Source organism: Nocardia sp. NPDC051981 (assembly GCF_040680715.1).
Taxonomy (GTDB): Bacteria; Actinomycetota; Actinomycetes; order Mycobacteriales; family Mycobacteriaceae; genus Nocardia.
The window spans coordinates 14,772-37,899 of the sequence record NZ_JBFAXK010000006.1; the positions used below are offsets into that span (position 1 = coordinate 14,772).

At 69.7% G+C, this 23,128-nt stretch carries 23 protein-coding genes; 10 read left to right on the forward strand and 13 right to left on the reverse strand.

Features of this window, described 5'->3' with window-relative positions; all coding sequences use genetic code 11:
- The first annotated feature begins 70 nt into the window (after nucleotides 1-70).
- Complete coding sequence (locus tag AB0L60_RS13330) at nucleotides 71-739, forward strand: hypothetical protein (protein WP_364612093.1); 669 nt, start codon at nucleotides 71-73, stop codon at nucleotides 737-739.
- 352 nt (nucleotides 740-1,091) lie between these two features.
- The gene (gene pdxS / locus AB0L60_RS13335) at nucleotides 1,092-2,012 is read left to right on the forward strand and encodes a pyridoxal 5'-phosphate synthase lyase subunit PdxS (protein ID WP_354837128.1); all 921 of its coding nucleotides are present in this window, start codon (nucleotides 1,092-1,094) and stop codon (nucleotides 2,010-2,012) included.
- A gap of 81 nt (nucleotides 2,013-2,093) precedes the next feature.
- Here pdxS and AB0L60_RS13340 read toward each other — a convergent pair whose 3' ends face one another.
- The 11 genes from AB0L60_RS13340 to AB0L60_RS13390 all read right to left on the reverse strand — a co-directional run bounded on the left by AB0L60_RS13340 (nucleotide 2,094) and on the right by AB0L60_RS13390 (nucleotide 14,169).
- On the reverse strand, nucleotides 2,094-2,582 hold the full coding sequence (locus AB0L60_RS13340) for an MmpS family transport accessory protein (protein ID WP_364612097.1): 489 nt from the start codon (nucleotides 2,580-2,582) through the stop codon (nucleotides 2,094-2,096).
- A 772-nt stretch (nucleotides 2,583-3,354) separates the two neighbouring features.
- Nucleotides 3,355-3,966, reverse strand: a complete 612-nt coding sequence (locus AB0L60_RS13345; protein ID WP_364612100.1) for a hypothetical protein — start codon at nucleotides 3,964-3,966, stop codon at nucleotides 3,355-3,357.
- 41 nt (nucleotides 3,967-4,007) lie between these two features.
- The gene (locus tag AB0L60_RS13350) at nucleotides 4,008-5,468 is read right to left on the reverse strand and encodes a hypothetical protein (RefSeq protein WP_364612103.1); all 1,461 of its coding nucleotides are present in this window, start codon (nucleotides 5,466-5,468) and stop codon (nucleotides 4,008-4,010) included.
- The gene (locus AB0L60_RS13355) at nucleotides 5,465-6,166 is read right to left on the reverse strand and encodes an FHA domain-containing protein (protein ID WP_364612106.1); all 702 of its coding nucleotides are present in this window, start codon (nucleotides 6,164-6,166) and stop codon (nucleotides 5,465-5,467) included. The genes AB0L60_RS13350 and AB0L60_RS13355 overlap by 4 nt, the downstream gene beginning before the upstream one ends.
- 11 nt (nucleotides 6,167-6,177) lie before the next feature.
- On the reverse strand, nucleotides 6,178-7,470 hold the full coding sequence (locus AB0L60_RS13360) for a VWA domain-containing protein (protein WP_364612109.1): 1,293 nt from the start codon (nucleotides 7,468-7,470) through the stop codon (nucleotides 6,178-6,180).
- Complete coding sequence (locus AB0L60_RS13365) at nucleotides 7,467-8,378, reverse strand: protein phosphatase 2C domain-containing protein (RefSeq protein ID WP_364612112.1); 912 nt, start codon at nucleotides 8,376-8,378, stop codon at nucleotides 7,467-7,469. Before AB0L60_RS13365 ends, AB0L60_RS13360 begins: the two co-directional genes overlap by 4 nt.
- A 3-nt stretch (nucleotides 8,379-8,381) precedes the next feature.
- Nucleotides 8,382-10,649 (reverse strand): tetratricopeptide repeat protein, encoded by a 2,268-nt coding sequence (locus tag AB0L60_RS13370; RefSeq protein WP_364612115.1) that lies wholly within the window; start codon nucleotides 10,647-10,649, stop codon nucleotides 8,382-8,384.
- Nucleotides 10,646-10,870 carry a hypothetical protein gene (locus AB0L60_RS13375; protein WP_364612118.1) on the reverse strand — a complete coding sequence of 75 codons (225 nt, stop codon included), beginning with the start codon at nucleotides 10,868-10,870 and terminating at the stop codon, nucleotides 10,646-10,648. Before AB0L60_RS13375 ends, AB0L60_RS13370 begins: the two co-directional genes overlap by 4 nt.
- A gap of 148 nt (nucleotides 10,871-11,018) precedes the next feature.
- On the reverse strand, nucleotides 11,019-11,840 hold the full coding sequence (locus AB0L60_RS13380) for a PaaX family transcriptional regulator C-terminal domain-containing protein (RefSeq protein WP_364613073.1): 822 nt from the start codon (nucleotides 11,838-11,840) through the stop codon (nucleotides 11,019-11,021).
- 84 nt (nucleotides 11,841-11,924) lie between these two features.
- Nucleotides 11,925-13,127 carry a saccharopine dehydrogenase NADP-binding domain-containing protein gene (locus tag AB0L60_RS13385; protein WP_364612121.1) on the reverse strand — a complete coding sequence of 401 codons (1,203 nt, stop codon included), beginning with the start codon at nucleotides 13,125-13,127 and terminating at the stop codon, nucleotides 11,925-11,927.
- A 19-nt stretch (nucleotides 13,128-13,146) separates the two neighbouring features.
- Nucleotides 13,147-14,169 carry a CocE/NonD family hydrolase gene (locus AB0L60_RS13390; RefSeq protein ID WP_364612124.1) on the reverse strand — a complete coding sequence of 341 codons (1,023 nt, stop codon included), beginning with the start codon at nucleotides 14,167-14,169 and terminating at the stop codon, nucleotides 13,147-13,149.
- An 89-nt stretch (nucleotides 14,170-14,258) separates the two neighbouring features.
- On the opposite strand from AB0L60_RS13390, the gene AB0L60_RS13395 reads away from it, so the two are divergent.
- A complete protein-coding gene (locus AB0L60_RS13395) occupies nucleotides 14,259-15,110 on the forward strand; it encodes an acyl-CoA thioesterase II (RefSeq protein WP_364612127.1) in 852 nt (283 codons plus the stop codon).
- Nucleotides 15,111-15,192: 82 nt separating this feature from the next.
- On the opposite strand, the gene AB0L60_RS13400 is transcribed toward AB0L60_RS13395, so the two are convergent.
- Nucleotides 15,193-16,884, reverse strand: coding sequence for an APC family permease (locus AB0L60_RS13400; RefSeq protein WP_364613076.1), 1,692 nt, complete (start codon nucleotides 16,882-16,884; stop codon nucleotides 15,193-15,195).
- Between the two features lie 208 nt (nucleotides 16,885-17,092).
- On the opposite strand from AB0L60_RS13400, the gene pdxT reads away from it, so the two are divergent.
- From pdxT to ruvB, 7 genes are all read left to right on the forward strand, one after another.
- Nucleotides 17,093-17,716 (forward strand): pyridoxal 5'-phosphate synthase glutaminase subunit PdxT, encoded by a 624-nt coding sequence (pdxT, locus tag AB0L60_RS13405; RefSeq protein ID WP_354837552.1) that lies wholly within the window; start codon nucleotides 17,093-17,095, stop codon nucleotides 17,714-17,716.
- Nucleotides 17,717-17,768: 52 nt separating this feature from the next.
- A complete protein-coding gene (locus tag AB0L60_RS13410; RefSeq protein WP_364612130.1) occupies nucleotides 17,769-18,521 on the forward strand; it encodes a YebC/PmpR family DNA-binding transcriptional regulator in 753 nt (250 codons plus the stop codon).
- A 95-nt stretch (nucleotides 18,522-18,616) separates the two neighbouring features.
- Nucleotides 18,617-19,141, forward strand: a complete 525-nt coding sequence (locus AB0L60_RS13415) for an O-acetyl-ADP-ribose deacetylase (protein WP_364612133.1) — start codon at nucleotides 18,617-18,619, stop codon at nucleotides 19,139-19,141.
- 97 nt (nucleotides 19,142-19,238) lie between these two features.
- On the forward strand, nucleotides 19,239-19,685 hold the full coding sequence (locus AB0L60_RS13420) for a hypothetical protein (protein ID WP_364612137.1): 447 nt from the start codon (nucleotides 19,239-19,241) through the stop codon (nucleotides 19,683-19,685).
- Nucleotides 19,686-19,799: 114 nt separating this feature from the next.
- Entirely contained in the window at nucleotides 19,800-20,369 is a 570-nt protein-coding gene (ruvC, locus tag AB0L60_RS13425) for a crossover junction endodeoxyribonuclease RuvC (protein WP_364613080.1), read from the forward strand.
- A complete protein-coding gene (gene ruvA / locus AB0L60_RS13430) occupies nucleotides 20,366-20,971 on the forward strand; it encodes a Holliday junction branch migration protein RuvA (RefSeq protein ID WP_364612140.1) in 606 nt (201 codons plus the stop codon). Before ruvC ends, ruvA begins: the two co-directional genes overlap by 4 nt.
- Nucleotides 20,972-20,977: 6 nt before the next feature.
- Complete coding sequence (ruvB, locus tag AB0L60_RS13435) at nucleotides 20,978-22,066, forward strand: Holliday junction branch migration DNA helicase RuvB (RefSeq protein WP_364612143.1); 1,089 nt, start codon at nucleotides 20,978-20,980, stop codon at nucleotides 22,064-22,066.
- A gap of 81 nt (nucleotides 22,067-22,147) precedes the next feature.
- Here ruvB and AB0L60_RS13440 read toward each other — a convergent pair whose 3' ends face one another.
- Nucleotides 22,148-23,116 (reverse strand): NADP-dependent oxidoreductase, encoded by a 969-nt coding sequence (locus AB0L60_RS13440; protein ID WP_364612146.1) that lies wholly within the window; start codon nucleotides 23,114-23,116, stop codon nucleotides 22,148-22,150.
- Between the last annotated feature and the right edge of the window lie 12 nt (nucleotides 23,117-23,128).

Genomic DNA, 23,128 nt, shown 5'->3' on the forward strand with positions numbered 1-23,128 from the left:
CTCGCATTCCGGGCGGCGGGCGGGGCTACGGTGGGGCGATCAATGGTGATCTGTGGCAAGGACTTACGGCATGAAGCTGATGTATGTGTTGTGGGGCGCGGGGCTGGGGGAGCGGCTGCGGGGCGAGGAGCTGCGCAAAGAGCTGGCCGGGGTGGGGGTGACGGCCTATCAGGTGAATGTGCGGGATGCCGATGTCGAGGCCGCGCAGGTGAAGCACACCACCTATGACGCGCCGATCGACGCCGTCGTGAGCGTGTGGACCGAGGGCGCGCACGCGGCGGTCACCGATGTGCTGCGGACGGTGGCCGACGACGTGAACGGCTGGGTCGTGGACGAGCGCCGGCCCATCGAGCCGCCGGTGGTCGAGGACGGGGTGCGGACCGACGCGCTGGCGAATATCGCGATTCTGCGGATTCCCGAGGACCTGACGCGCGAGGAGTGGCTGCATCGGTGGCACGTCCTGCACACGCCAGTGGCTATCGAGACGCAGGACACGTTCGGCTACGTCCAGAACACCGTCACCGAGGCGATCACCGACGGCAAGCAGGTCGACGCCCTCGTCGAGGAACTGTTCCCGATGGCGGCCATGACCAGCGCACATGCCTTCTATGGCAGCGGCGGGGACGACGCGGAACTGCAGCGGCGCGTGACGGCCATGATGGAGAGCGTCGTCCGCTTCGGCGCACACCTGAATCTGGATCTGGTGCCCACGAGCCGGTACGTCTTCACCCTGGGCTGACCGGCTGTGTCCCGGACCTTCCGTGATCTACAGCGCGATCTCCGCTAGGGTCCCTGGGAAGGTTTGCCGCGCAACGGAATCGGCGGACCGTGTGTGGAAGGTGGAATTCTTCGTGTCTTACCTGCTCTATGACTTCCTGGAGCCGTTGATGGGTCCGGCCGCGGCCGAGTACTGGGCGACGATTTTCGTCGTCGGACCGCTGTAGTAGCGACGCGGTAACCCTGGCGCTGTGACGCCCGTCATCCTTTGCGGGGCGGGCAGTCCAGTCGTGTTGGACTGGCTATGAAGTGGCCTGAAAGCGCCGCCTAGAATCGACCTGTTCGATTCCGAGCGATCCGACCGATTGGCCCACATGACCCAGGAGTTTGCCGTGACCACGCCCGACACCACCCCCACCATCGGTACCGCCCGCGTCAAGCGCGGCATGGCCGAGATGCTGAAGGGCGGTGTGATCATGGATGTCGTCACGCCGGAGCAGGCCAAGATCGCCGAGGATGCCGGCGCCGTCGCGGTCATGGCGCTGGAGCGGGTCCCCGCCGACATTCGCGCCCAGGGTGGCGTGTCCCGCATGTCGGATCCGGACATGATCGACGGCATCATCAACGCCGTCTCCATCCCCGTCATGGCGAAGGCCCGCATCGGCCACTTCGTCGAGGCGCAGATCCTGCAGTCGCTGGGTGTCGACTACATCGACGAGTCCGAGGTGCTGACCCCCGCCGACTACGCCAACCACATCGACAAGTTCGCCTTCACCGTCCCGTTCGTGTGTGGCGCGACCAACCTGGGCGAGGCGCTGCGCCGAATCACCGAGGGCGCGGCCATGATCCGCTCCAAGGGTGAGGCCGGCACTGGCGACGTCTCCAACGCCACCACCCACATGCGCAAGATCCGCGACGAGATCCGCCGTCTGACCTCCCTGCCGAAGGACGAGCTCTACGTCGCCGCCAAGGAACTGCAGGCCCCCTACGAGCTGGTCGCCGAGGTCGCCGAGACCGGCAAGCTCCCCGTCGTGCTGTTCACCGCGGGCGGCATCGCCACCCCCGCCGACGCCGCCATGATGATGCAGCTCGGCGCCGAGGGCGTCTTCGTCGGCTCGGGCATCTTCAAGTCCGGCAACCCGGCCGAGCGTGCCGCCGCCATCGTCAAGGCCACCACCTTCCACGACGACCCCGACGTCCTGGCCAAGGTCTCGCGCGGCCTGGGTGAGGCCATGGTCGGCATCAATGTCGAGGAGATCCCCCAGCCCCACCGCCTCGCCGAGCGCGGCTGGTAATCGGCTCGGGCCGGTAAACGGCTCCGCGACAATCTGATTCGACATCGCCGGGTGGTCTTCGAACCACCCGGCGATCGTCGTTCACTTGCTCCCGGTGATATTGCTCAGATCCGTGGTGCAGGTGGCCATGGCCAGCGAACCGGTGGCCGTGTTCTCCACCAGCACCTTGTCGCCCTGCACGATGCGGCAGCTGATGGTCGCACTGTCATCGTCGGCGGCCGTCGCGGTGAGGGTGGCCATCTTGAGAATGCCGGTCAGGGTGACATCCTTGCTCCACGGCAGTTGCGTCGCGGTGCTGGTCCCCGATCCCGTGTCGCCGATGCTGTAGGTGATCGACGGCTTGACGTACGTGCCTTCGCCGGACCCGGTCACCTCGTAGCGCACATCCACGGTGCGCTTGGACTCCTTGGCGACGTCGTTCGCGGCCTTGCCGAACACCGCTGTGCAGGCTGCGAACGGCAGCACGATGAACAGCAGCAGTGCCCCCACGATCCACGGCCAGATCTTCCGCTTCTTGGGCGGTGGCGGCTGCATCGGATATCCCGGAGCCGGAACACCTTGGTACGTCATGAATCCCCTTGATTTGTATTGCTGTGGACCGGAGCGGAACCGTATCAGCGGGATTGCGCGGTGAGAACCGCCCCAAGCGGGGAGGGATAGGTCAGTGAATCGGTCAGGGAATCCGTTGGTATCGGGCGGAATTGGAGATTTTTGCCGAAGTCGGCAGACCGAGGATCTCAGGTGATTTCGCGGTTGCGGTGTGCACTGTTCCGCAACTGCCTTGTGCACGAGTGGCCTTCGGCCCTTGTCGGGTTGCCGGGTGAGTGCTAGGTGTCAAGGATCGCATACGTGGCACGCGGCGCTCCAGGCCCGCCCATACCGGCGGCTACCTGCGTGCATACCGTTCAGCAAACCTCGGCTAACTATTTCGGACGGTACTGCGGCAAAGTTCTACCTGGCATTTCCTCGCTAGTCTTCGGCTCGGCCACCGGTGAACGGTCATGAACAGCCATTCCGGCAAGGAGCCCGCATGCTGGTAATCGACCACTCCACCTATGGGTGGCTCACTCCTGTCCTGGCCTCTGTCATGTCCGTCACGGGATCGTTGCTGGCGCTGCGATGCATGGTGCGGACACGCAACCGGAACGGTCACGGCGGGTGGTCCGGAACTTGGCCCGATAGGCGGACAGGGTGATGCCGAAGCGCCGGAAGAAGATGCGGCGCAAGGATTCCTCGCTGCCCAGACCGGATCGGTGGGCGGCGGTTCGGGGCCCTGGCGGAGCGGGCGGGATCGCGCTGAGTTCCGTGCCGTGGCTCGGCCGATCAGGATTGCCGGGCGGGTTCAGCCGACCCGGATCGCCGGCCGATCCGGATGGTCCCAGGCGACCTGGATATCGGGTTCCTCGGCGTGCGCGCGCTGGAACTCGAGCAGCCCGTCCACGGTGAACTGGCTCGCGGCGTCCGTCCGGCGACGCAGCGCCCCCGCCGACATGCGCAGGCCGACAGTCAGATCGAAGTCCAGGCCGCGCCCGAGCAGCATGGGTCCGGCGATGAACAGCACGGTGGTGTCATCGGCGGTGCGGATACGAGCGCGGGCGGAGCGATCGGCGCGTTCGTCCCAGAGCGCGGGCAGGTAGCGCCCCGTGTCCCGGAGCGGTTTGAGGACTTCGCGATTCAGCGCCGCGTAGTCGAACCACGCTGTGCGGTAGGTGAATTCGCTGTCGCGATCGTATTCCAGGCGCACGGAGGCGGGCCGGACGAAATCGTGCAGCGACACCACCGCGGCGGGACGGCCCCGGGTGCGCAGGAGTTCGGCGACCCCGTTCGCGACGGTGAGCGGATCCGCGGCATCCGCGCCATCGACCGCGATCACCGCATACCCCGCCAGCGTCATGGCCCGCTCGGCGATGAGTGCGTGCAGGGCGTCGGGGCTGATGGCGGTGAAATCGGGCACGAGACCATCTTTGCCGAGGTCTCGTGCCCGGTCACCTCCGGTCAGCGGTACTCGGCCAGGCGCGGGCGGACACCGAGCAGCACCAGCACCGCGACGACCACGGCCGCGCCGTACGGGAGCCAGGTGCTCCAGCCCGACAAATCGTTCTCGCCCCGGGTGATCGCGGTGTCGAAGGCGCGCTGGTTGATGTCGATGGTCGACACCAGGGCCGTGTCGTAGGCGGCGAAGTGGTCGTTGGACGCGCCGGTGTCGAGGGCGATGGCCGCCCGCAGGTCCGAGCCCGCCAGTCCGCGCAGCGCGTGATCGTCGTGCTGGTAGGCCTGATAGGTGAGCAGGCTCTGCTCGGCGGCCTGGCGCTCGCCGGAGAAGGTGATGTTGCGCAGTTCCTCGCCGAGGAAGGAGTCGGCGCTGATGGCCTGTGCGAGATCGCCGCTGTGTGCGCCGATCGCCTGGTCGAGCGCGACCGCGTAGTCGTCGACGCCGCGCGCCTGGACGCCGGCCAGTCGCTGCGCTTTCTCGAAGTAGCTCTGCTGGTATGTCGCCGCGTGTGCGGGGTCGAGCAGGTACCGGCTCTCGTCGGCATTGGCGTCGTAGCTCAGCGCCCGCGCCTGCCGCAGCGCCAGCAGCGAGTCGAAGGCGTCCTGCTTGGCGACGGTGAGCTGGTGTGCCGCCGAGGCATTCGCGAGATAGCCGCCGGTCAGCACCCCCAGCATCAGCACGGTGGTCGCGGCCAGCGCCGGGTTGACCCGCCGGTGCAGCATCACCCGCAGCACGACCTGCAATCCCGCCAGCACGACGAGCAGCAGCAGGCCCAGCACGGCGATGCGTACGCGAGCCGCGACCGTGGTGTGCTCGCTGTCCTGGTAGGCCTGGCTCAGCACACCGCTGTTGGTGTCGGCCAGCTTCTGGGCACGCGACAGCAGATCCGGCACCATGCCCGTCGCCGCCCGGTAGGCCTCCAGGGTGCGCGCCGAGGGCTGTCCCGCGGCGCCGCGGTCGAGATCGCCGAGCTGGAAGGTGTCCGCGGCCAGTGCCTCGTACTGTCCGAACTTGTCGAGCAGCTCCCGGATCTGCCGGGACGCATCGTCATTGGTGGCGATGGTCATGGCCTGCTGCAGATCGGTGTCGGCCTGCACCCGGCGTTGCTCGTAGCCGGCGAGCGCGTTCTCGCGCACCGTGGCCAGCGTCGAATCGTTGCCGGCGAGCAGCACATTCGCCAGTTGGGCGTCCATATCGGCCAGTGCGAAGTACAGGTCCTCGGTGGCGGTCACGGTCGGCGCGGTATGCCGGCCGATCACCTCGATGCCGTGCCGGGTCGACCGCGCGTCGGCGGCTATGACCAGCGCGGTCACCGCGGTGAGCAGCACCGCGGCCACGGCCAGCAGCCGGATCCAGCCCGGGGTGTCCGTGCGGCCCGGGAGCAGCCCGCGCACCTGCGTGAGTACCCCGACCCGACCGGTCTCGGGCCGCGGAGTCCGGGGAGGGGTGAGCATCGTCGTCATGACGGGGTGTCCTGCTTCAGGGTGAGAGTGGTCCACGCGCCCAGGTGGATACGGTCGCCGGATCGCACCGGCACCGCCTGTCCACGCGGAATGGGATCGGCGGCCGCGTTCACGCGGGTGCCGTTGGTGGAGCCGAGATCGATGACGGCCCAGCCGTTTCCGGGCTGGGCGACGAACAGCACGTGCAGGTGCGAGACGCCCGGATCCTGTGGGGGACCGGTGAGATCGATCTCGGGATCGATGCTCTTGGAGGCGCTGTAGCGGCCCACCCGGACCTGCGCGCCCCGCAGCGCGAAGACGCGTTCGGGGCAGTACACGGGGAATTCGACGTCGTCGTCCTCGCTGCGCATGGTGTCGAAGTACTCGCGGTCCGCGAAAACCGTTGCCGTCCAGGCATTTATGGAAGCCGTGGAGTCGGGCGGCGGCGCTACCATCGCCGGTGCGGGCGCGATCACGGTCGGTGCCGGCACGACCACCGTGGCAGCGGGCGCGGCCCTGGTCACCCCGGGCCCGCCTGCCACGAAGTCGTAACTGCACCCCTCGCAGAACCGTCCCGTCTGCGGCTCGCCGCACACCGGGCACGGCACCCCCGTGGTTTCCGGTGCGGGCGAGGGCTTCTCGCCCGCCTCCATGAGCAGCCCGCACACATCGCAGTAGTCGCTGGCCGCCGAATCGTGTCCGGCCGGACAGGTCAGCACGGTCGTCCTCCTCACCGCTTGTGCACGCGGGAGGTCTTGGTCGACCGCGTGTCCAAGGTCATCTCGTCGGCCTTGCGCACCGCGGACTTCAGCCGCACGGTCCCGGTCCGCGCGTCGAGCACGTCGACCACGCCCTCCAGAAGTTCGGCGGTGTCCGCATTGCCGGACGCCGCGGCGATCTGTACCGCGCGCCCGAGTCTCCTGGTGGCCGTGTCGAGGTCGCCGTCGCGGCGTGCGGCGAGGCCCTCCTGGATGACCCCGGCGAGTTCGGCCTGCCCGGTGTAGTGGGCCACCTCCGGGCTGATCTTGCTGGACTGGGCGACGTCGTCGGTCCACACGGCCTTGATCAGCCCCTGCCCCAGCACCTCGGCCTGATCCCCGCTGCCGCGCACCAGCGCGACCCGCCCGGCGAGCATGACATCGCCGAGTCCGCCGGGCGCGACCTCGACGCAGATGTGGTAGTCGCGGCTCTCCGCGCCACCCCAGGACCCGGTCGGGTATTCGCCGGTCTGCGTGCCGGTTTCGGTGCGCCGCCCGGTCAGGTCGAGCAGCTCCGGCGCGACCTGCTTGACGAATTTCACGGTAGCCCCGCGCGGGGTCCACAGCCGCAGCGCGACATCGGCGACCGACTTGCCCATGGCGGCAGTGGTCATGGCCTGGAAGTCGGCCACCAGATCCCGGGGGTCGGCGACGATGTCGACGGTGCCGAGCAGCGCGCTCGAGATCTTGCGCAGTTCCGCGATCTCCCAGTCGGTGCCGACGCCGCGGCAGTCGCACACGTACACGCCGGTGCTGGCCTGGATTTCGGCGTCGAGCTGCTGCGGCGTCTCGTGCTCGTCACGGCCGTCGGTGAGCAGGATGGCGTGGCGCAGCCCGCCGCGGTCCCCGAACAGCTGCCGCGCCAGCCCCAGCCAGGTGCCGATCGCGGTGCCGCCCCCGGCGCGCAGGTTCTGCACGGCCGCAATGGCATCGGCCTTGTTGCCGGGGGAGGCGGTGATCAGCGACGGCGTGACCGGGTACACCATGCGCGCCTGGTCGGTGCCCGCCACCACGGCGAAGTCCACGCCGTCGCGCACCGCCGAGATGGCGGCGGCGGTGGCGTTCTTGGCGGCGGCCAGTTTGCCGTAGGCGTGGTCCATGCTGCCCGAGCAGTCGACGATGATCACCTCGGCCGCCCCGCTGCCGGCCGGTATCGCGCCGCCGCCGGTCGCGGTCACGGTGACGACCGCGTCGACCCGCGTCGCACCGGCGGGCAGGTACTCGTTCTGGAAGGTGTCGATGCGGAAACCCAAGGGGTCGTTCATGATCGGTCATTCCTCGAGAGGGCGGGAAACGGTGCGACGGCGACGGTGATGTTGTCGCCGCCGCCGGCGGCCAGCGCCAGATCGGCCAGCTGGTGGGCCGCCGCGCGGGGGTCGGTCAGGGCGGACGGCAGGGCGAGCGCGGTGAGCGCGGCGGCGTCGGGGTGGTAGTTCCACAGTCCGTCGCTGCACAGCAGCACCGCGCCCGGCCCGTCCGGGACGAAGGTGCGCAGATGGGGTTCGACGCCGTCCGCGTCGGCCCCGAGCCAGGCGGTGAGGGTGTGCGCGTCGGGCATGGACATGGCGGTCACCTCGTCCACGCCCAGGTCCACCAGCCCGGCCGCCACCGAATCGTCGATGCTCAACCGGCGCGGCGGGGTGGCCGCGGGGTCGGCGGTGAGCCAGTAGGCGCGGCTGTCGCCGATGGACCCGACGGTGACCGCGGTCGCCGTGACCGCCGCGGTCACGATGGTGCAGGACGGTGTCAGCTCGCCCCGATCACCCAGGGCCGCAACGGCTTCGGCCGCCGCGCCGATGGCCAGCAGGGTCGCTGCCTCCGCGCCGAGACCCGCGCCGAGCTCGGTCGCCAGCCGGTCCGCGGCGGTGGCGGCGGCCCGCTGGGCGGCGTCGGCGGCGTGCTCGGAGCTGGACACCCCGTCGCACACCACCAGGATCCGGGTGCCGTCGAGGACGCGCAGCGCCATCGCATCCTCGTTGTGCGCGTGCCGTTTCCCGCGATCGCTGACCGCGGCGAGCGTGCCGAGGTCGAGCTGCCACCGGTCGGGCACGGCCGCCGGCGTGATCTCACCGGTCAGCGAGGCGCCGCAGTCCTCGCAGAATCGGTCGCCGTCGGCGCATCGCGCTCCACATGCCGGGCACACGTCGGTCGTCTCCTCGAGTGTCGTCGTCATGGCTCACACCCAGCTGACGGGGCGAATGGCATTGGCGCGGTTGACCAGATCCCGCCGCGTCGATGTGTCGGGGGCCAGTCGCGCCAGCGTCCGGAACTGGGATTCCAGCGCGGTCCGCAGCTCGCGATCGGCGAATCGGCAGCCCAGCACGGTCGCGCCCGGTTCGACCGGCTGTGCGGCCGCCAGGGTTCGCGCGGCGTCGAGGACGGCAATGCTCCGCCACGCCCTGTGCTCCGGATCCAGCGGCAGGCCGCTGAGGCGATCGCCGGCGGCGACGAGATACCCGTGCCGGCCCGACCCGCCCGCGAGTTGCGCGCCGAACGCGGCGAGCTGGGCGGCGGTGTGGTGGCTGGAGCCGGCGGGCACCGATTCCGCGGCGGCGATGGCGCCGTCGATATCGCGCTCCTGCAGCCGGGTGCGGGCCAGACCGAAGGCGGCACTGGGGTATCCGTGGTCGGTCCGCCACACCTGCAGGTACAGCCGGGACGCGGCGTCGAACTCACTCGCGCACTCCCGGGCCGCCGCGAGCGCCAGCTTGGCCGCCGCCTCACCGGGCAGCATGCCGTAGACGGTGTCGAAATGCTCGCGCGCGGAGGTGCAGTCGCGGCGGGCCAGGGCGGTCGCCCCGCGATACCAGGTGATCCGCCAGTCGGCGTCCTCCGACTCCTCGAGTGCGGCGAGTTCGGCTGTGGCCGTGTCGAAGTCGCCGCACTCGATGCGGGCGCGGACCAGTGCCAGGGCCACCTCCGGCGAGGACACCGGTGCGGCCTCCAGCGCGGTCACCAGCTGCCGGGGATCACCGATCGAGGTGGTGGCCAGGAAGCCCGCCGCGGGATCGGACGGATCGACCATGGGCACCGGCAGTGCCGCCACGATGGCCAGCGGGTCCGGTGTTGTGGGCCACTGTTGCGGGTCGGCGCCGAAAGCCGCACGCTCGCCGCTGAACACGGTCGACAGTGCCGGTCGCGGCTGCCCGTCCTCGGCGGCCACCACTTCGCGCAGCACGCCGGTGACCTGCTCGGCCATCTCCGAGGCGGACCCGAACCGCTCGTTGGGATCGGCGGCGGTGGCGCGCTCGAGCAGGCGCCGGAACGACGGGAACTGCGCCAGCAGCGGCACCTCCGTCGCGGGCGGCAGGGTGTACCGGTAGGCGCGCTGATAGTCGAAGTTGAAGGTCAGCACCGCCAGTGTCCGCGCCACGGTGAACAGATCCGACTCCACCGACGCGCCTTCGGTTTCCAGCTCCGGCGCACAGTAGCCGTCGGTCTTGAACCCGGCACTGTCCTCGTCGTCCATGTGCCGGACCGCGCCGAGGTCGATGAGCTTGAGCTGCTCCTCGGTCTGAATCATATTGTCGGGCTTGAAATCGCAGTACAGCAGATTCATGCCGTGCAGGTAGCCGAGCGCGGGCAGGATCTCGAGAATGTAGGCCAGCCCCCGGGCCAGCGGCAGCGGCTGCAGCCGTCCGGCCGGATCATGCTGGGAGCGTAGCTCTTTCAGCGACGCCCCGCCGATGTACTCCATGACGATGTAGCCGACCGGCTCCTGCGTGCGGGGGTCGGGATGCCGCACGAAGTTGAAGATCTTGACGATGTTCGGATGCTCCACCGAGGCCAGGAACTGCCGCTCGGCCACCGCCGCCGCCAGGGCGTCGGCGTCACCGGTGTCGAGCAGGCCCTTGAGCACCACCCAGCGGTCGCTGACATTGCGGTCACGGGCCAGATAGATCCAGCCCAGGCCGCCGTGGGCCAGACAGCCCAGCACCTCGTACTGCCCGGCCACCAGATCACCGGCCGTCAGCTTCGGGGTGAAGGAATAGGCGGTGCCGCACTGGCGGCAGAAGCCCTCGGTGCGGCCCGGCACCCCCTCGCGGCCGCGGCCCACCCGCTGATTGCAGTTGCTGCAGAAGCGTTCGTGCTCGGGCACCTGCGGATCGGTCATGACCGCCGTGGACGGATCCCGGTAGGGCACCTGCGGAATCGACACCAGGCCCGCGCCCAGGCGGCCCCGGCTGGACCGCGCGGTGCGGGTCGAGCGGGAGGAGGAGCGGCTGGAGCCGCGACGGCTCTGCCGGCCCGAGCGGGACGAGCCCACCCCGGTCCGGGAAGCCGGATGCCCATTGGGCGTCGGCGCGGCCCCGGCGAAGCCGGCCGCGAGGACCGGTGTCGAAACGTGCTGTGCCGGTGCGGCGGGCGCCAGCCCACATTCGTCGCAGAAGCCGTCCTGAATCGTGCCGCCGCAATCCGGCCGCAGGCAGTTGGTCATGGTCATGCCGTCTTCTCGGTGATAGCCCGCTGATACTCACTCACCGCGCGGGTGGCGGCGGCGAGATCGCAAGGGGCGGAATGAAGTAGCTCGTAGGCGCGGCGGTAGGACATTACGCCCAGAAACCGGACGGCCGGATCGTCTTGCAGCTCCGCGAGATTCGCGGCGATTTCACCATGGTCGGCATCGAGCCGGGCCAAGGCCTGATCGACCTCGGCTATTGCCAACACTGGCACCCCCCGTTTCAGCGATGTCCCTCATCGGGCGTGAGCCCGATCAGCACATGCTGCCACTGCTGGGCGTAAGCAAACCGTAAGTATTTTCCGGGTTCCGGGTCACTGTCACGGCCGGGCCGGGGGATGATGTGCTGTCGGTCTAATCCCGGGCGCCGGTAGGGGCGGTGATCTCGGCGACCGCCTCCGCGTACCAGCGGAACAGCCGAATCGGCGGCAGGGGAGCGGCATTCAGCTCCGCCCAGCACTCCGCGACGGCAGCGCGCGCGGTCACCCCGATCCAGTGTGCGGGAAGCAGTTCCGGCGGCAGCAGCGGATCGGACACGATCGCACGATCGAACTCGCTCGCCAAAGTGATTGCCAGCGAGAGCCGTCGGGTCGGATCCGCGGTGCGCAGTGCCGGCAGGGTGCGCTCGGCGGCCGCGAGCAGCCGCTCGTGCCCGGCGGCCAGCCGGTCCAACGGCCACAGTCGCGCCGCGAGCTCGACACCCGTGGTGATCCCCCCGACCGAGAGCTCGCCGGTCGACAGCGTGGTGAGCTGCCCTTCGATGCCGAGTTTCCTTGCCAGGGAACGGATTCTGTCCTCCCACGCGTGCGGCGACACATACAGCCCGCCCTGGATCGGCGCGCCGCCGCGGTACACGATGTCCTCGCGCATGGCGTCACGCGCCTGCCGATTCGCCTCCGGCACCGCGAACGCCACCAGATGCCAGACACCGTCCCACTGCACCTCCCCGCGATCCTGGGCATAGGCGAAGCGCAAATACTCCAGATCGGGTTCGATGGTCCCGCGGGTGTCCTCGGTGGCGCGCAGCACCGCCTTGCGCCCGCGCCCCTCGTGCGTGAATCGACCCTCGGCCACCAGCCTTTTGATGCACAGCCGCACCTGCTGATCGCTCATGCCGAGCACGGCCGCGACATCGTAGAGCTCACCGGCGTCGATCGTGGCGTCCTCCCGGATCATGCTCTCCACGAGCGTCCGGGTCGGAATCTCGGTGGCCGGAATCAGATCGTCCACGGCGTCCTCCTCACTCCACGATGCACAGTGCTACCCGACCGGTTCCCGCTCGATGACGACCGGTGAGCCGCCACCGACTTCGCGGCCCAGATCCGCGAAGAACCGCGGCGCGTCGATGACCGCCTCCGGCGGATGCACCCCCGGTCGGCGGGCGCAGCCGTCGATGACCTGGGACATGCCCAGCGCCAAGGGCATCCCGGTCGCCCGCGCCATATCGCCGAACAGCTTATCGATGCCACCGGCCACCGACGGGTCCAGGTGTGCCAGCACCCGATGTTCGCGCCCGGCTCGCCGGCCCGACAGCGCGGCGAAGAACGGCGGCAGATTCCCCGGCCCCCGGGTCCGCAGGGCCGTCGGCACCGAGCGGGCGATCCGCGCCAGCGTCGGCCGCGCCAGCTCCTGCGCGGCCGCCTCATTGGTGAGCCGGCCCGCGTCGATATCGCGGCGCAGCATCTCCAGATAGGCCAGCGTCGACGGCGTCACCACCATCAGGTTGGCCGCGTCGCCGACCGGTTTCAGGCTGCGCTGCAAGGTGATCGGCTCGGGGTGACCGATGGTGTAGGCGGTGCCGCGCCGCCCGCCGGGCAGGGCGAGCTGGACCGGGCGCAGGGGGCGCTGCGCGACCACCCGGCCCGCCGTCACCGCCGAGATGCTGCCGCTGCTCTGCTGCATCCAGTGGACGGCCGCCGCTGTCGGCTGCTCGTCGGCGAGCAGCGACTCCGCACCGCCGCCCGCGCCCGGAACATCCACCGGCCAGGCGGTATACGCGTCCAGGACGGTGTCGAGCTCGGCCGCCGCCAGCGCCGCCAGCAGATTGCTGATCCCGGGGCTGGCGCCCATTCCCACGATCGCGCACACCCCGGCCGCTCGCGCCCGGTCATCGAGACCGAGCATGTCGACCGTCGGCTCCCAGTCGTCGCAGATATCGAGATAGTGCGTGCCGGTGTCGATCGCGGCGCTCAGCACGGTGCGGCCGAATCGGTAGTAGGGGCCGACGGTGTTGAGCACCAGATCGACCTGCGCGAGTGCGTCGCGCAGTGCGGGCGCGTCGGTGACATCGAGCGGGCGCGCGGACACCGGTACCCGGGCGCCGGCGAAGCGCCGGGCCACCGCCGCGGCGGCCTGCCCGTCCCGATCGGCGATCACGATCCGCTCGACGCCCAGCAGCCGGGCGGCGGTGTCGACGGCGGCGGCGCCCATCGCGCCCGCCGCGCCGAGGGCAAGGACCTTCATGGCGTACTCCTGTGCGGCATCAGTGGTTCGGTGGCTGGGCGGCGTATTCGCGCAATGCGTCGAGATAGCCCGGGGCATAGAGGGATCGGGGCGCGAACAGCGCGACCAGGAAGGACCGCAGGCTGTCGGGCTTGTCGAGATCGAACTTCACGATGTTGTGCGAGGCGTCCGGGAAGGTCCGGACGGTGAGCAGGCGCGCGGGTATCGATTCCCGGTACACGCGCGCCGTTTCGGCGACATCGACATTGAGGTCGCGCTCGCCGAGCAGCAGCAGCGTCGGAACCCGCAGTTGCGCAAGGGCTTCGGTGGCATCGGAGCGGAAGTTCTTGCCCACGAACCGCCAGCGGTCCGCCGACATGGGCGGGGAATCCGCGGTGGCCGCGAGGTAACGGTCATAGCTCGCGCCCGCGCGCAGCAGTGACAGATCGTTCTCGCGCCGCCGCAGCTCGGCGGCGATCTCGTCGTCGGAGGCGTGCCGCTCGCGTAGTTCGGCGCGCAGGTTGTACTCGCCCTGCCGGATCCAGTTGACGGCCGTGCCGACCGCGATCATGAACCGCAGCTCCGGATGCCGGACCGCCACCTCGGGCAGGACCCACCCGGCCTGGCTGATGCCCCACAGGCCGATGCGGCCCGCGTCGATGTCCGGGCGCCCGCGTGCCCACGCGATCGCGGCCTCGGTCTCGGCGGCCCGGTCCGGCATGCTCTGGTCCAGCCAGTTGCCCGGCGCGCCGTCGACACCGGGCTTGTCCCACGCCAGTGACGCGTACCCGGCGTGCGCGAAGCTCTCCCAGATCGGCCGGTAGAACTCGTCGCGGTCGGCGGTGGCCGGGCCGTCGCCGTGCACGAAAACCACCAGCCCGAACGGTCCGTCCCCGTGTTCCGGCAGCGCCAGCGTGCCCTGCAGCGGTTGAGCGCCCCCGGTGATGGTGACCCGCTCCGCGCGAATGTCGAAGTCGTGCTGGACGATCACCCATCCGCCCGCCGACAGCGCCAGTGCGGCAACGCAACTCACGGCGATGAGGGTCCGGCGCTTCCAGCTCATGAAACTATCGTAACAGAAACGATCGTGTAGACATTGATAGATTTGCACGGTTGTTAGCCTGAGCGCGACAAACGCGAAGGGACGGGTGCATGGCGACGATCGAAGAGGCGCTCGAAATAGAGCAACTCGAACGCGACATCTTCCGTGGCGCGTCCACCAAGACGCAGCTGCCACGCACATTCGGCGGGCAGGTGGCGGGGCAGGCGCTGGTGGCGGCGGTACGCACGGTGGATCCGCACTATCAGGTGCATTCACTGCACGGGTATTTCCTGCGGCCGGGCAATCCGGAGCGACCCACCGTCTACCTGGTGGACCGCATCCGCGATGGCCGCTCCTTCTGCACTCGCCGCGTCACCGGCGTGCAGAACGGCGAGGCCATCTTCACCATGTCGGCCTCCTTCCACGTCGGCGACGCGGGACCCGAGCATCAGGACCGGATGCCGTCGGTGCCGCCGCCGGCCGAATTGCCCGACGCCAAGGAGTCCATGAGCCCGGAACGGCTGTGGGCCATGCGCGAATGGGAGCACTGGGACATTCGCACCATCCCGCAGGGGGAGGTGGATCGCCGGGACGGCCTCGCCGCCCAGCAGCAGGTGTGGTTCCGCTACCGGCACGCGCTGCCCGACGATCCGCTGTTCCACGTCTGCACCCTGGCGTACATGAGCGATATGACCCTGCTCGGCTCGTCCAAGGTCATCCACCCCGACGAGCCCACCCAGAACGCCTCGCTCGACCACGCCATGTGGTTCCTGCGCCCGTTCCGCGCCGACGACTGGCTGCTCTACGACCAGCAGTCGCCCTCGGCGGGTGCGGGCCGCGCGCTGACCGGCGGGCGGATCTGGAACCAGGCCGGGGAACTGGTGGCGGTGGTCGTGCAGGAGGGGCTGATCCGTACCTTCCGTGACGAGCAGGCCGAGTCGTACCCGGCCGGTACGGCCTGAGCCGCACCCGAAACCGTTCGAGCCACCAACAAATCGAGCGCGCCGCCGGTGAATTCCGGCGGCGCGCTCGGGTTTTCGGAGATCAGGCGGTCTGCACCCGCAGGTGACACACCACCGTGTCGTTCATCTTGCGCAGCACCCGCTCCAGCTCGTCGCTGCGATGGCTGGGCAGCACGTGGTTCCACCCGGCGGGCGGCTCGATCTCGGCGATCACCACCACCTTGCGGCGGCCGGTGAAATGGTCGGCGACATAGCGCGCCACCGGGCCGCCGACCGTCGAATCACCGTCCTCGAGCAGCACCAGGCGCACATCCGGATGCCAGGCCTCCCACTCCTTGGTGAAGACGGTGATGTTCTCGCCCGGCAGGCACACGTGCACCGCGGTGACGTCGCGGCCCAGCGACATGGCCGCCGAGAGCGCCTCCCGGCTCAGCTCCGACACCTCCGACACCGGCACCACGATCGCGGTCTCGGTGGCCTTCGGCTCGGCGGGCACACAGCCCACGCCGCGGCAGCCGTCGATGCGGGTGTAGATCGTGCGGATCCGCTCCATGGCCACCACCAGCAGCGGCAGCACCACCACGATCAGCCACGCGCCCTCGGTGAATTTCATTGCGGTGGTGACGATCAGCGCCACGCAGGTGAGCACCGCGCCGAAGCCGTTCAGCGCCGCCCGCCACTGCCAGCCCTGCGTGCGCACGTCCAGCCAGTGCCGGACCATGCCGACCTGGGCGATGGTGAAGCCCACGAACACGCCGATCGCGAACAGCGGCACCAGCGCGTTCATATCGCCGCGGGACGCGGCCAGCAGCACCGCCGAGGACACGCCCAGCGCCAGCACACCGAACCGGTACACCTGCCGTTGCGAGCTCACCGCGAACCGGTGCGGCAGCGAATTGTCGTCGGCGAGAATCTTGGTCAGCGTGGGCAGGCCGCCGTAGGAGGTGTTGGCCGCCAGCGCCAGCAGGATCACGGTCGCGAATTGCACGATGTAGTAGGCGATTCCGTGGCCCAGTGCCGACTCGGTCAGCTGCGACAGGATCGTGGTGCCCTCGATCGGGTGGATCGAGAACTTGCCGATCAGCGTGGCCAGCCCGAGGAGCATGAGGCCCAGCAGCACACCCAGCGCCACCTCGGCCCGCTGTGCCCGCTTGACCTTGGGCTGGGCGAAACTGGGCACCGCGTTGGCGATGGCCTCCACCCCGGTCAAGGCCGCGCAGCCGCTGGAGAAGGCCTTGAGCAGCAACAGGATTCCGATGGTGCGTGCGTTCTCCGCGACCGCCGCGCCGGTGGCGACCGTGGCCGGTTCCGACCGCAGCAGGCCCGCGACGATCACCACGAAGACGCCGAGCACGAACACCACGGTCGGGGCCATGAAGGCGCGGGCGCTCTCGCGGATGCCGTACAGATTGAGCACGGTGATCCCGGCCAGCACGGCCAGGCAGATCCACACCGTGTAGGGGAACAGCTGGGGGAACGCGGAGGTCAATGCTGCCACGCCCGCGGCGATCGACACCGCGACATTCAGCACGTAGTCCACGATCAGCGAGGCCGCGGCCACCAGACTCGTCCGCCGGCCCAGCCGGGCCTTGGCCACCGCGTACGCGCCGCCGCCGTTCGGGAAGGCGGCGATGACCTGCCGGTAGGACGCGATGAGCACGGCCAGCAGCACCACGATCGCCAGGGTCACCGGCAGCGTGAAGCCGAGCCCGGCCGTTCCGGCGGCGGCCAGCACCAGCACGATCGCCTCCGGCCCGTAGGCCACCGAGGCCATGGCGTCCAGCGAGAGCCCGGCCAGCCCGGTCGCTACGGTCAGCCCGTGCCGGGGCGGCGGTGCGTCGACTCCGCCGCGCGGCCCGGGCGAGGTTTGCGGTAGCAAATCAGTCACATGCCGCAGTGTTCACCCGAAACGCCTGTTGGACACCCGCCCTAACGGAACCCTGACACCGTAGGTGAGCAGGGCCACACACCCCCGCAACCGTATGCTCGACGGCGTGAAACCGAGGATTGGTGTGCTGGCGCTGCAGGGCGATGTGCGTGAACACCTGCATGCTCTCGAGGCGTGCGGGGCGGATGTGGTGCCCGTGCGCCGCGAATCCGAGCTGGCCGCCGTCGACGGTCTGGTGCTGCCCGGTGGCGAATCCACCACCATCAGCAAGCTGCTCGAGGTCTTCGACCTGCTGGAACCGGTCAGGCAGCGACTCCGTGACGGCCTGCCCGCCTACGGCTCCTGCGCCGGCATGATCCTGCTCGCCTCCGAGGTCCTCGACACCCGCCCGGACATGCAGCCGCTGCACGGCATCGATATGACGGTGCGCCGCAATGCCTTCGGACGTCAGGTCGACTCCTTCGAGGCCGATCTGGACTTCGCGGGCCTCGACGACGGCCCGGTCCGCGCGGTGTTCATCCGCGCCCCCTGGGTCGAGCGGGCCGGGGACGGCGTCGAGGTGCTCGCGCGGGTGCCCGCGGGCCCGGCGGCCGGGCGCATCGTCGCGGTCCGGCAGGGCAATGTCATGGCCACCTCCTTCCATCCGGAGGTGACCGGCGATCTGCGGGTGCACAAGCTGTTCGTGGACACCGTGGTGCGACCGCGCGCCGGAGTCTGACGTACTCTCGAATGTCGGAAACACACAGACCCCCGAAGCGAGGAAGTAGGGAATGAGCGGCCATTCAAAATGGGCCACCACCAAGCACAAGAAGGCTGCCCTCGACGCCAAGCGCGGCAAGCTGTTCGCCAAGCTGATCAAGAACATCGAGGTCGCGGCGCGCACCGGTGGTGGTGACCCGGATGGCAACCCGACGCTCTACGACGCCATCCAGAAGGCCAAGAAGAACTCGGTGCCGCAGGACAACATCGAGCGGGCCCGTAAGCGCGGTGGCGGCGAAGAAGCCGGTGGTGCCGACTGGCAGACCATCATGTACGAGGGCTACGGCCCCAGCGGTGTCGCCGTGCTGATCGAATGCCTCACCGACAACCGCAACCGTGCGGCGGGCGAGGTCCGCGTCGCGGTCACCCGCAACGGCGGCAATATGGCCGACCCGGGCTCGGTGTCGTACCTGTTCTCCCGCAAGGGCGTGGTGACGCTGGACAAGGCCGGCCAGACCGAGGACGACGTCCTCATGGCCGTGCTGGACGCGGGCGCCGAGGAGGTCAACGACCTGGGCGACGAGTTCGAGATCATCTCCGAGCCGACCGACCTGGTCGCGGTCCGCACCGCGCTGCAGGAGGCCGGCATCGACTACACCTCGGCCGAGTCCGGCTTCCAGCCCTCGGTCTCCGTCCCCGCCGACGCCGACCTGGCCCGCAAGGTGTTCAAGCTGGTCGACGCCCTCGAGGACTGCGACGACGTGCAGAACGTCTTCACCAACATCGACGTCTCCGACGAGGTGCTGGCCGAGCTCGACGCCTGATCGAGCTCCGAACGACGCGGGCCGCTTCCCGAACCGGGAGGCGGCCCGCGTCGTATTTCCCGGGCTCCACGGGTGCCGGGTGCGAGAATCGCGGCGTGCCCGAATTGCGCGCCGTACGAGGCGATATCACCGAACAGCAGGTCGATGTCATTGTGAACGCCGCGAATTCCTCCCTGCTGGGCGGCGGGGGAGTGGACGGGGCGATCCACCGCAAGGGCGGACCGGAGATACTCGCCGCCTGCCGCGCACTGCGGGCCTCCCGGTACGGCGGCGGCCTGAAGACCGGGCAGGCGGTCGCGACCACCGCCGGAAACCTCCCCGCCCGCTGGGTGATTCACACCGTCGGCCCCGTGTGGTCGGCGACCGAGGACCGCTCCGCACTGCTGGCCTCCTGCTACCGCGAATCCCTGTGCGTGGCAGACGAACTCGGCGCGGATACCGTGGCGTTCCCGGCTATCTCCACCGGCGTGTACGGCTGGCCCATGGACGACGGCGCCCGCATTGCCGTGGAGACCGTGCGCGGCGCCGAGACCCGGGTGCGGGAGGTGCGGTTCGTCCTCTTCGGCGATGAGGCGTTCGGAATCTTCGCCGCGGCACTCGCCGCGAATCAGGGTGGGTGAGCGGGCGAATTCCGGGTTTACCCCGATAGGCGTGAAACCTCCTGTGCGGCAAGCTGAATCCCGGGTCGGGTCACAGTCGATAGGAGTTGATTCACACATGGCTCAACGGTTGCTGGTCGGTCTGGGCGCCGCGGCCCTGATCACCGCCGCGGCCGGTGCCCTGGCCCCGGCGGCATTCGCGACGGATCTGGCCGAGGGGGTTTCGTGCAGTGATCGCAGCTGCCGCAACGACACCGACGACATCTATCGCATCCAGGTGCGGGTGCACTGCTCGGGATTCGGAGGCGGGTACCAGACGTCGGTCTGGGTGAACAGCCACACCACCGAACCGACGCAGGTCGGGTGCACCGGCCGCTGGGTGCCCGGCGGATACAGCCTCGGCACGCCGTCGAGGAACCCCGACGGCACCTGGAAGCCGGCTCCGATGGAGAAGAACCCCGACAGATTCGAGCCCAGTTACCTGACGGGCATCGACTACCTGAGTGCCGTGGTCGACAACAGCGGCCGCCGTCGCCCCGGCGCGCCCGCGCCCAGCGGCTCCTGATCCCGGCCGGATCACCCGAGCCCGCACCGCGACCGGCCGTGTCGATGGACAATGTCGCCGCGAGGGTCCGTTAGACTCTCGAACAGTTGTTCGTTCATGGTGAGAGGGGTTTCGGTGCGAGTGATGGGCGTCGACCCCGGGCTCACCCGGTGCGGCCTCAGCATGATCGTCGGCAGGATGGGCCGGCAGGTCTCCATGCTCGCCGTCGACGTGGTGCGCACCCCGCCGGAAATGGAGCTGGCGCAACGGCTTCTGCTGGTCGCCGACGCCGCCGAGGCCTGGATGGACACCCATGAGCCCGAGGCCGTGGCCATCGAACGCGTCTTCTCCCAGCACAATGTGCGCACCGCCATGGCCACCGCGCAGGCCGGCGGCGTCATCGCGCTCGCGGCCGCCCGGCGGCAGATCCCGGTGCACTTCCACACGCCGTCTCAGGTGAAGGCGGCGGTCACCGGCAATGGTTCGGCGGACAAGGCGCAAGTGACCGCCATGGTGACCCGTATCCTCGGGCTGGCCGTCGCGCCCAAGCCCGCCGACGCCGCCGACGCGCTCGCCCTGGCGATCTGCCACTGCTGGCGCGCACCCATGCTGGAACGCATGGCCAAGGCGGAGGCGATGGCCGAGCGGCAACGGCGCATGTACGAGGAAAGGCTTGCCCAGCAACGGAAGGCGGTAACGCGGTGATCGCGTCGGTACGCGGCGAGGTACTCGAGATCGGGCTCGACCATGTGGTCATCGAGGCGGCGGGGGTCGGCTATCGGCTCAATGCCACCCCGGCCACCCTGGCCGGGCTCACCCGCGGCGAGGACGCCCGGCTCTACACGACCATGATCGTGCGTGAGGACTCCATGACGCTGTTCGGCTTCGCCGACACCGAGGCGCGGGAGCTGTTCGTGCTGTTGCAGACCGTGTCGGGTGTGGGCCCGAAGCTGGCCATGGCCGTGCTGGCGGTGCTCGAACCCGAGGCGCTGCGCAAGGCGCTCGCGGAATCGAATGTGGCGGCGCTGACGCGGGTCCCGGGTGTCGGCAAGCGCGGCGCCGAACGCATGGTGGTCGAGCTGCGGGACAAGGTGAATCTGGTTCCGGTGCAGTCCGGCCCGCCCGGATCCGGGCCCGCGCCCGTGGCCACCCCGGTGCGCGAGCAGGTGGTGGACGCGCTCATCGGGCTGGGCTTCCCGGCTCGGCAGGCGGAGGGCGCGGTGGACGCCGTGCTGGCCGACGACCCCGGCATCGGCACCTCGCAGGCGCTGCGCACGGCGCTCGGGCTGCTCGGCAAGAATCGATAGGCCGTCATGACCGACGAGTTCGACGATGTCGACGACACCGAATCCGCCGTCAGCGCAAGCTATCTGCAATCCGACGGCGAGATCGAGGCCAGCCTGCGCCCGAAGTCCCTCGACGACTTCATCGGCCAGCCGCGGGTGCGCGAACAGCTGGCGCTGGTGCTGCGCGGGGCGAAACTGCGCGGCGGCACCCCCGACCACGTGCTGCTGTCCGGCCCGCCGGGGCTGGGCAAGACGAGTATGGCCATGATCATCGCCGGCGAACTGGGCACCGCGCTGCGGCTTACCTCCGGCCCGGCGCTCGAACGCGCGGGCGACCTGGCCGCCATGCTCAGCAATCTGGTCGAGGGCGATGTGCTGTTCATCGACGAGATCCACCGCATGGCGCGGCCGGCCGAGGAAATGCTGTACCTGGCCATGGAGGACTTCCGCGTCGACGTGGTGGTCGGCAAAGGCCCTGGCGCGACATCGATTCCACTCGATATCGCGCCTTTCACACTGGTCGGCGCGACCACTCGATCAGGTGCCCTGACCGGCCCGCTGCGCGACCGCTTCGGCTTCACGGGCCACATGGACTTCTACGAACCCGAAGAGCTGCAGAAGATTCTGGAACGCTCGGCCCGAATCCTGGGCGTGCGCCTGGAGTCCGACGCGGCGGCCGAGATCGCGGGCCGCTCCCGTGGCACGCCCCGCATTGCGAACCGGCTGCTCCGGCGCGTCCGTGATTATGCCGAGGTCAAGGCCGACGGACTCGTCACGCGTGAAATCGCCTGTGCCGCACTGGCGGTGTACGACGTGGACGCACTGGGGCTGGACCGCCTCGACCGCGCGGTGCTGAGCGCGCTGATCCGCAGCTTCAACGGTGGCCCGGTCGGGGTCTCGACCCTCGCGGTCGCGGTCGGCGAGGAAGCGGCCACGGTCGAGGAGGTGTGTGAACCCTTCCTGGTACGGGCCGGATTGGTGGCCCGCACGCCCCGCGGCCGCATCGCGACGGCGGCGGCGTGGGAGCACCTCGGCTTGGTCCCGCCGCCGGACCTGGTCTTCGGATCGATCGAAGTGCGGCGTCACGAGCCCCAGCTGGATCTGTTCGAGCCGTAAACCGTTCACGGGTGCGAACTTCCGCGAACAGAACCGCGCCGCTTGCCGCTCGCCGGCGGGCGGCGCGGTTCCATCGCTACGTCACTCGACGGTGAGGACCAGCTTTCCGACGGTACGGCCGGTCTCGCCGAGAGCATGGGCCTTGGCCGCGTCGGCGAGCGGGAAGGACCCCGCGATGGTGGGGCGCAGCGCGCCGGATTCGGCGAGCTCGCGCAGCGCCTGCATCCCGGTGTGATCGGCCTCGACGAGCAGGATTTCGGCATGCACGCCGAGCTGCTCGGCATCGGCCTTGTAGTGGTCACCGCCATTGGCGCGCAGGGAAACCAGAATGCCGCCGGGCCGCAGCGTGCGCAGGGAGCGCTGGGCGTGGTCGGCATCGATGGGGTCGAGGACCATATCGATATCGCGGACCGTCTCCGCGAAATCGGTGGTGCGGTAGTCGATCACCTCGTCGACGCCGATGCCGCGCAGGAAGTCGTGGTTGGCGGCGCTGGCGGTGCCGATCACGTACGCGCCGCGCGCCTTGGCGATCTGAACCGCGAAGTGCCCCACACCGCCGGCGGCGGCGTGGATCAGCACCCGCTGCCCGGCCTGCACATTCGCGGTGTCGACCAGCGCCTGGTAGGCGGTCAGGGCGGCCAGCGGGATGGCGGCGGACTGTGCGTGGTCGAGATTGGCGGGCTTGCGGGCGAAGGCCCGGGCCGGTCCGGTGACGTATTCGGCGGCCGCGCCGTGCCCGTGCGGGTAGGGGAGCATGCCGAACACCTCGTCGCCGGGCTTGAACAGGGTGACGCCGATCCCGGTCGCCACCACCTCGCCGGAGACGTCCCAGCCCAGCACGAACGGGGGCGGGGGCAGGAACAGGCCCGCGCGGCGGCGGTGACCCCAGTCGGTCGGGTTCAGGGCGGTGGCGCGTACCCGCACCAGGATCTCGCTCGGACCGGGCTGCGGCACCGGCAGTTCCACCTCGTGCAGGACCTCGGGACCGCCGAGGATGTCCTGGCCGATGGCCTTCATGGTGGTGGGGATGGTGATCTCCTTTTCGCTCATGCCTCCAGCTTG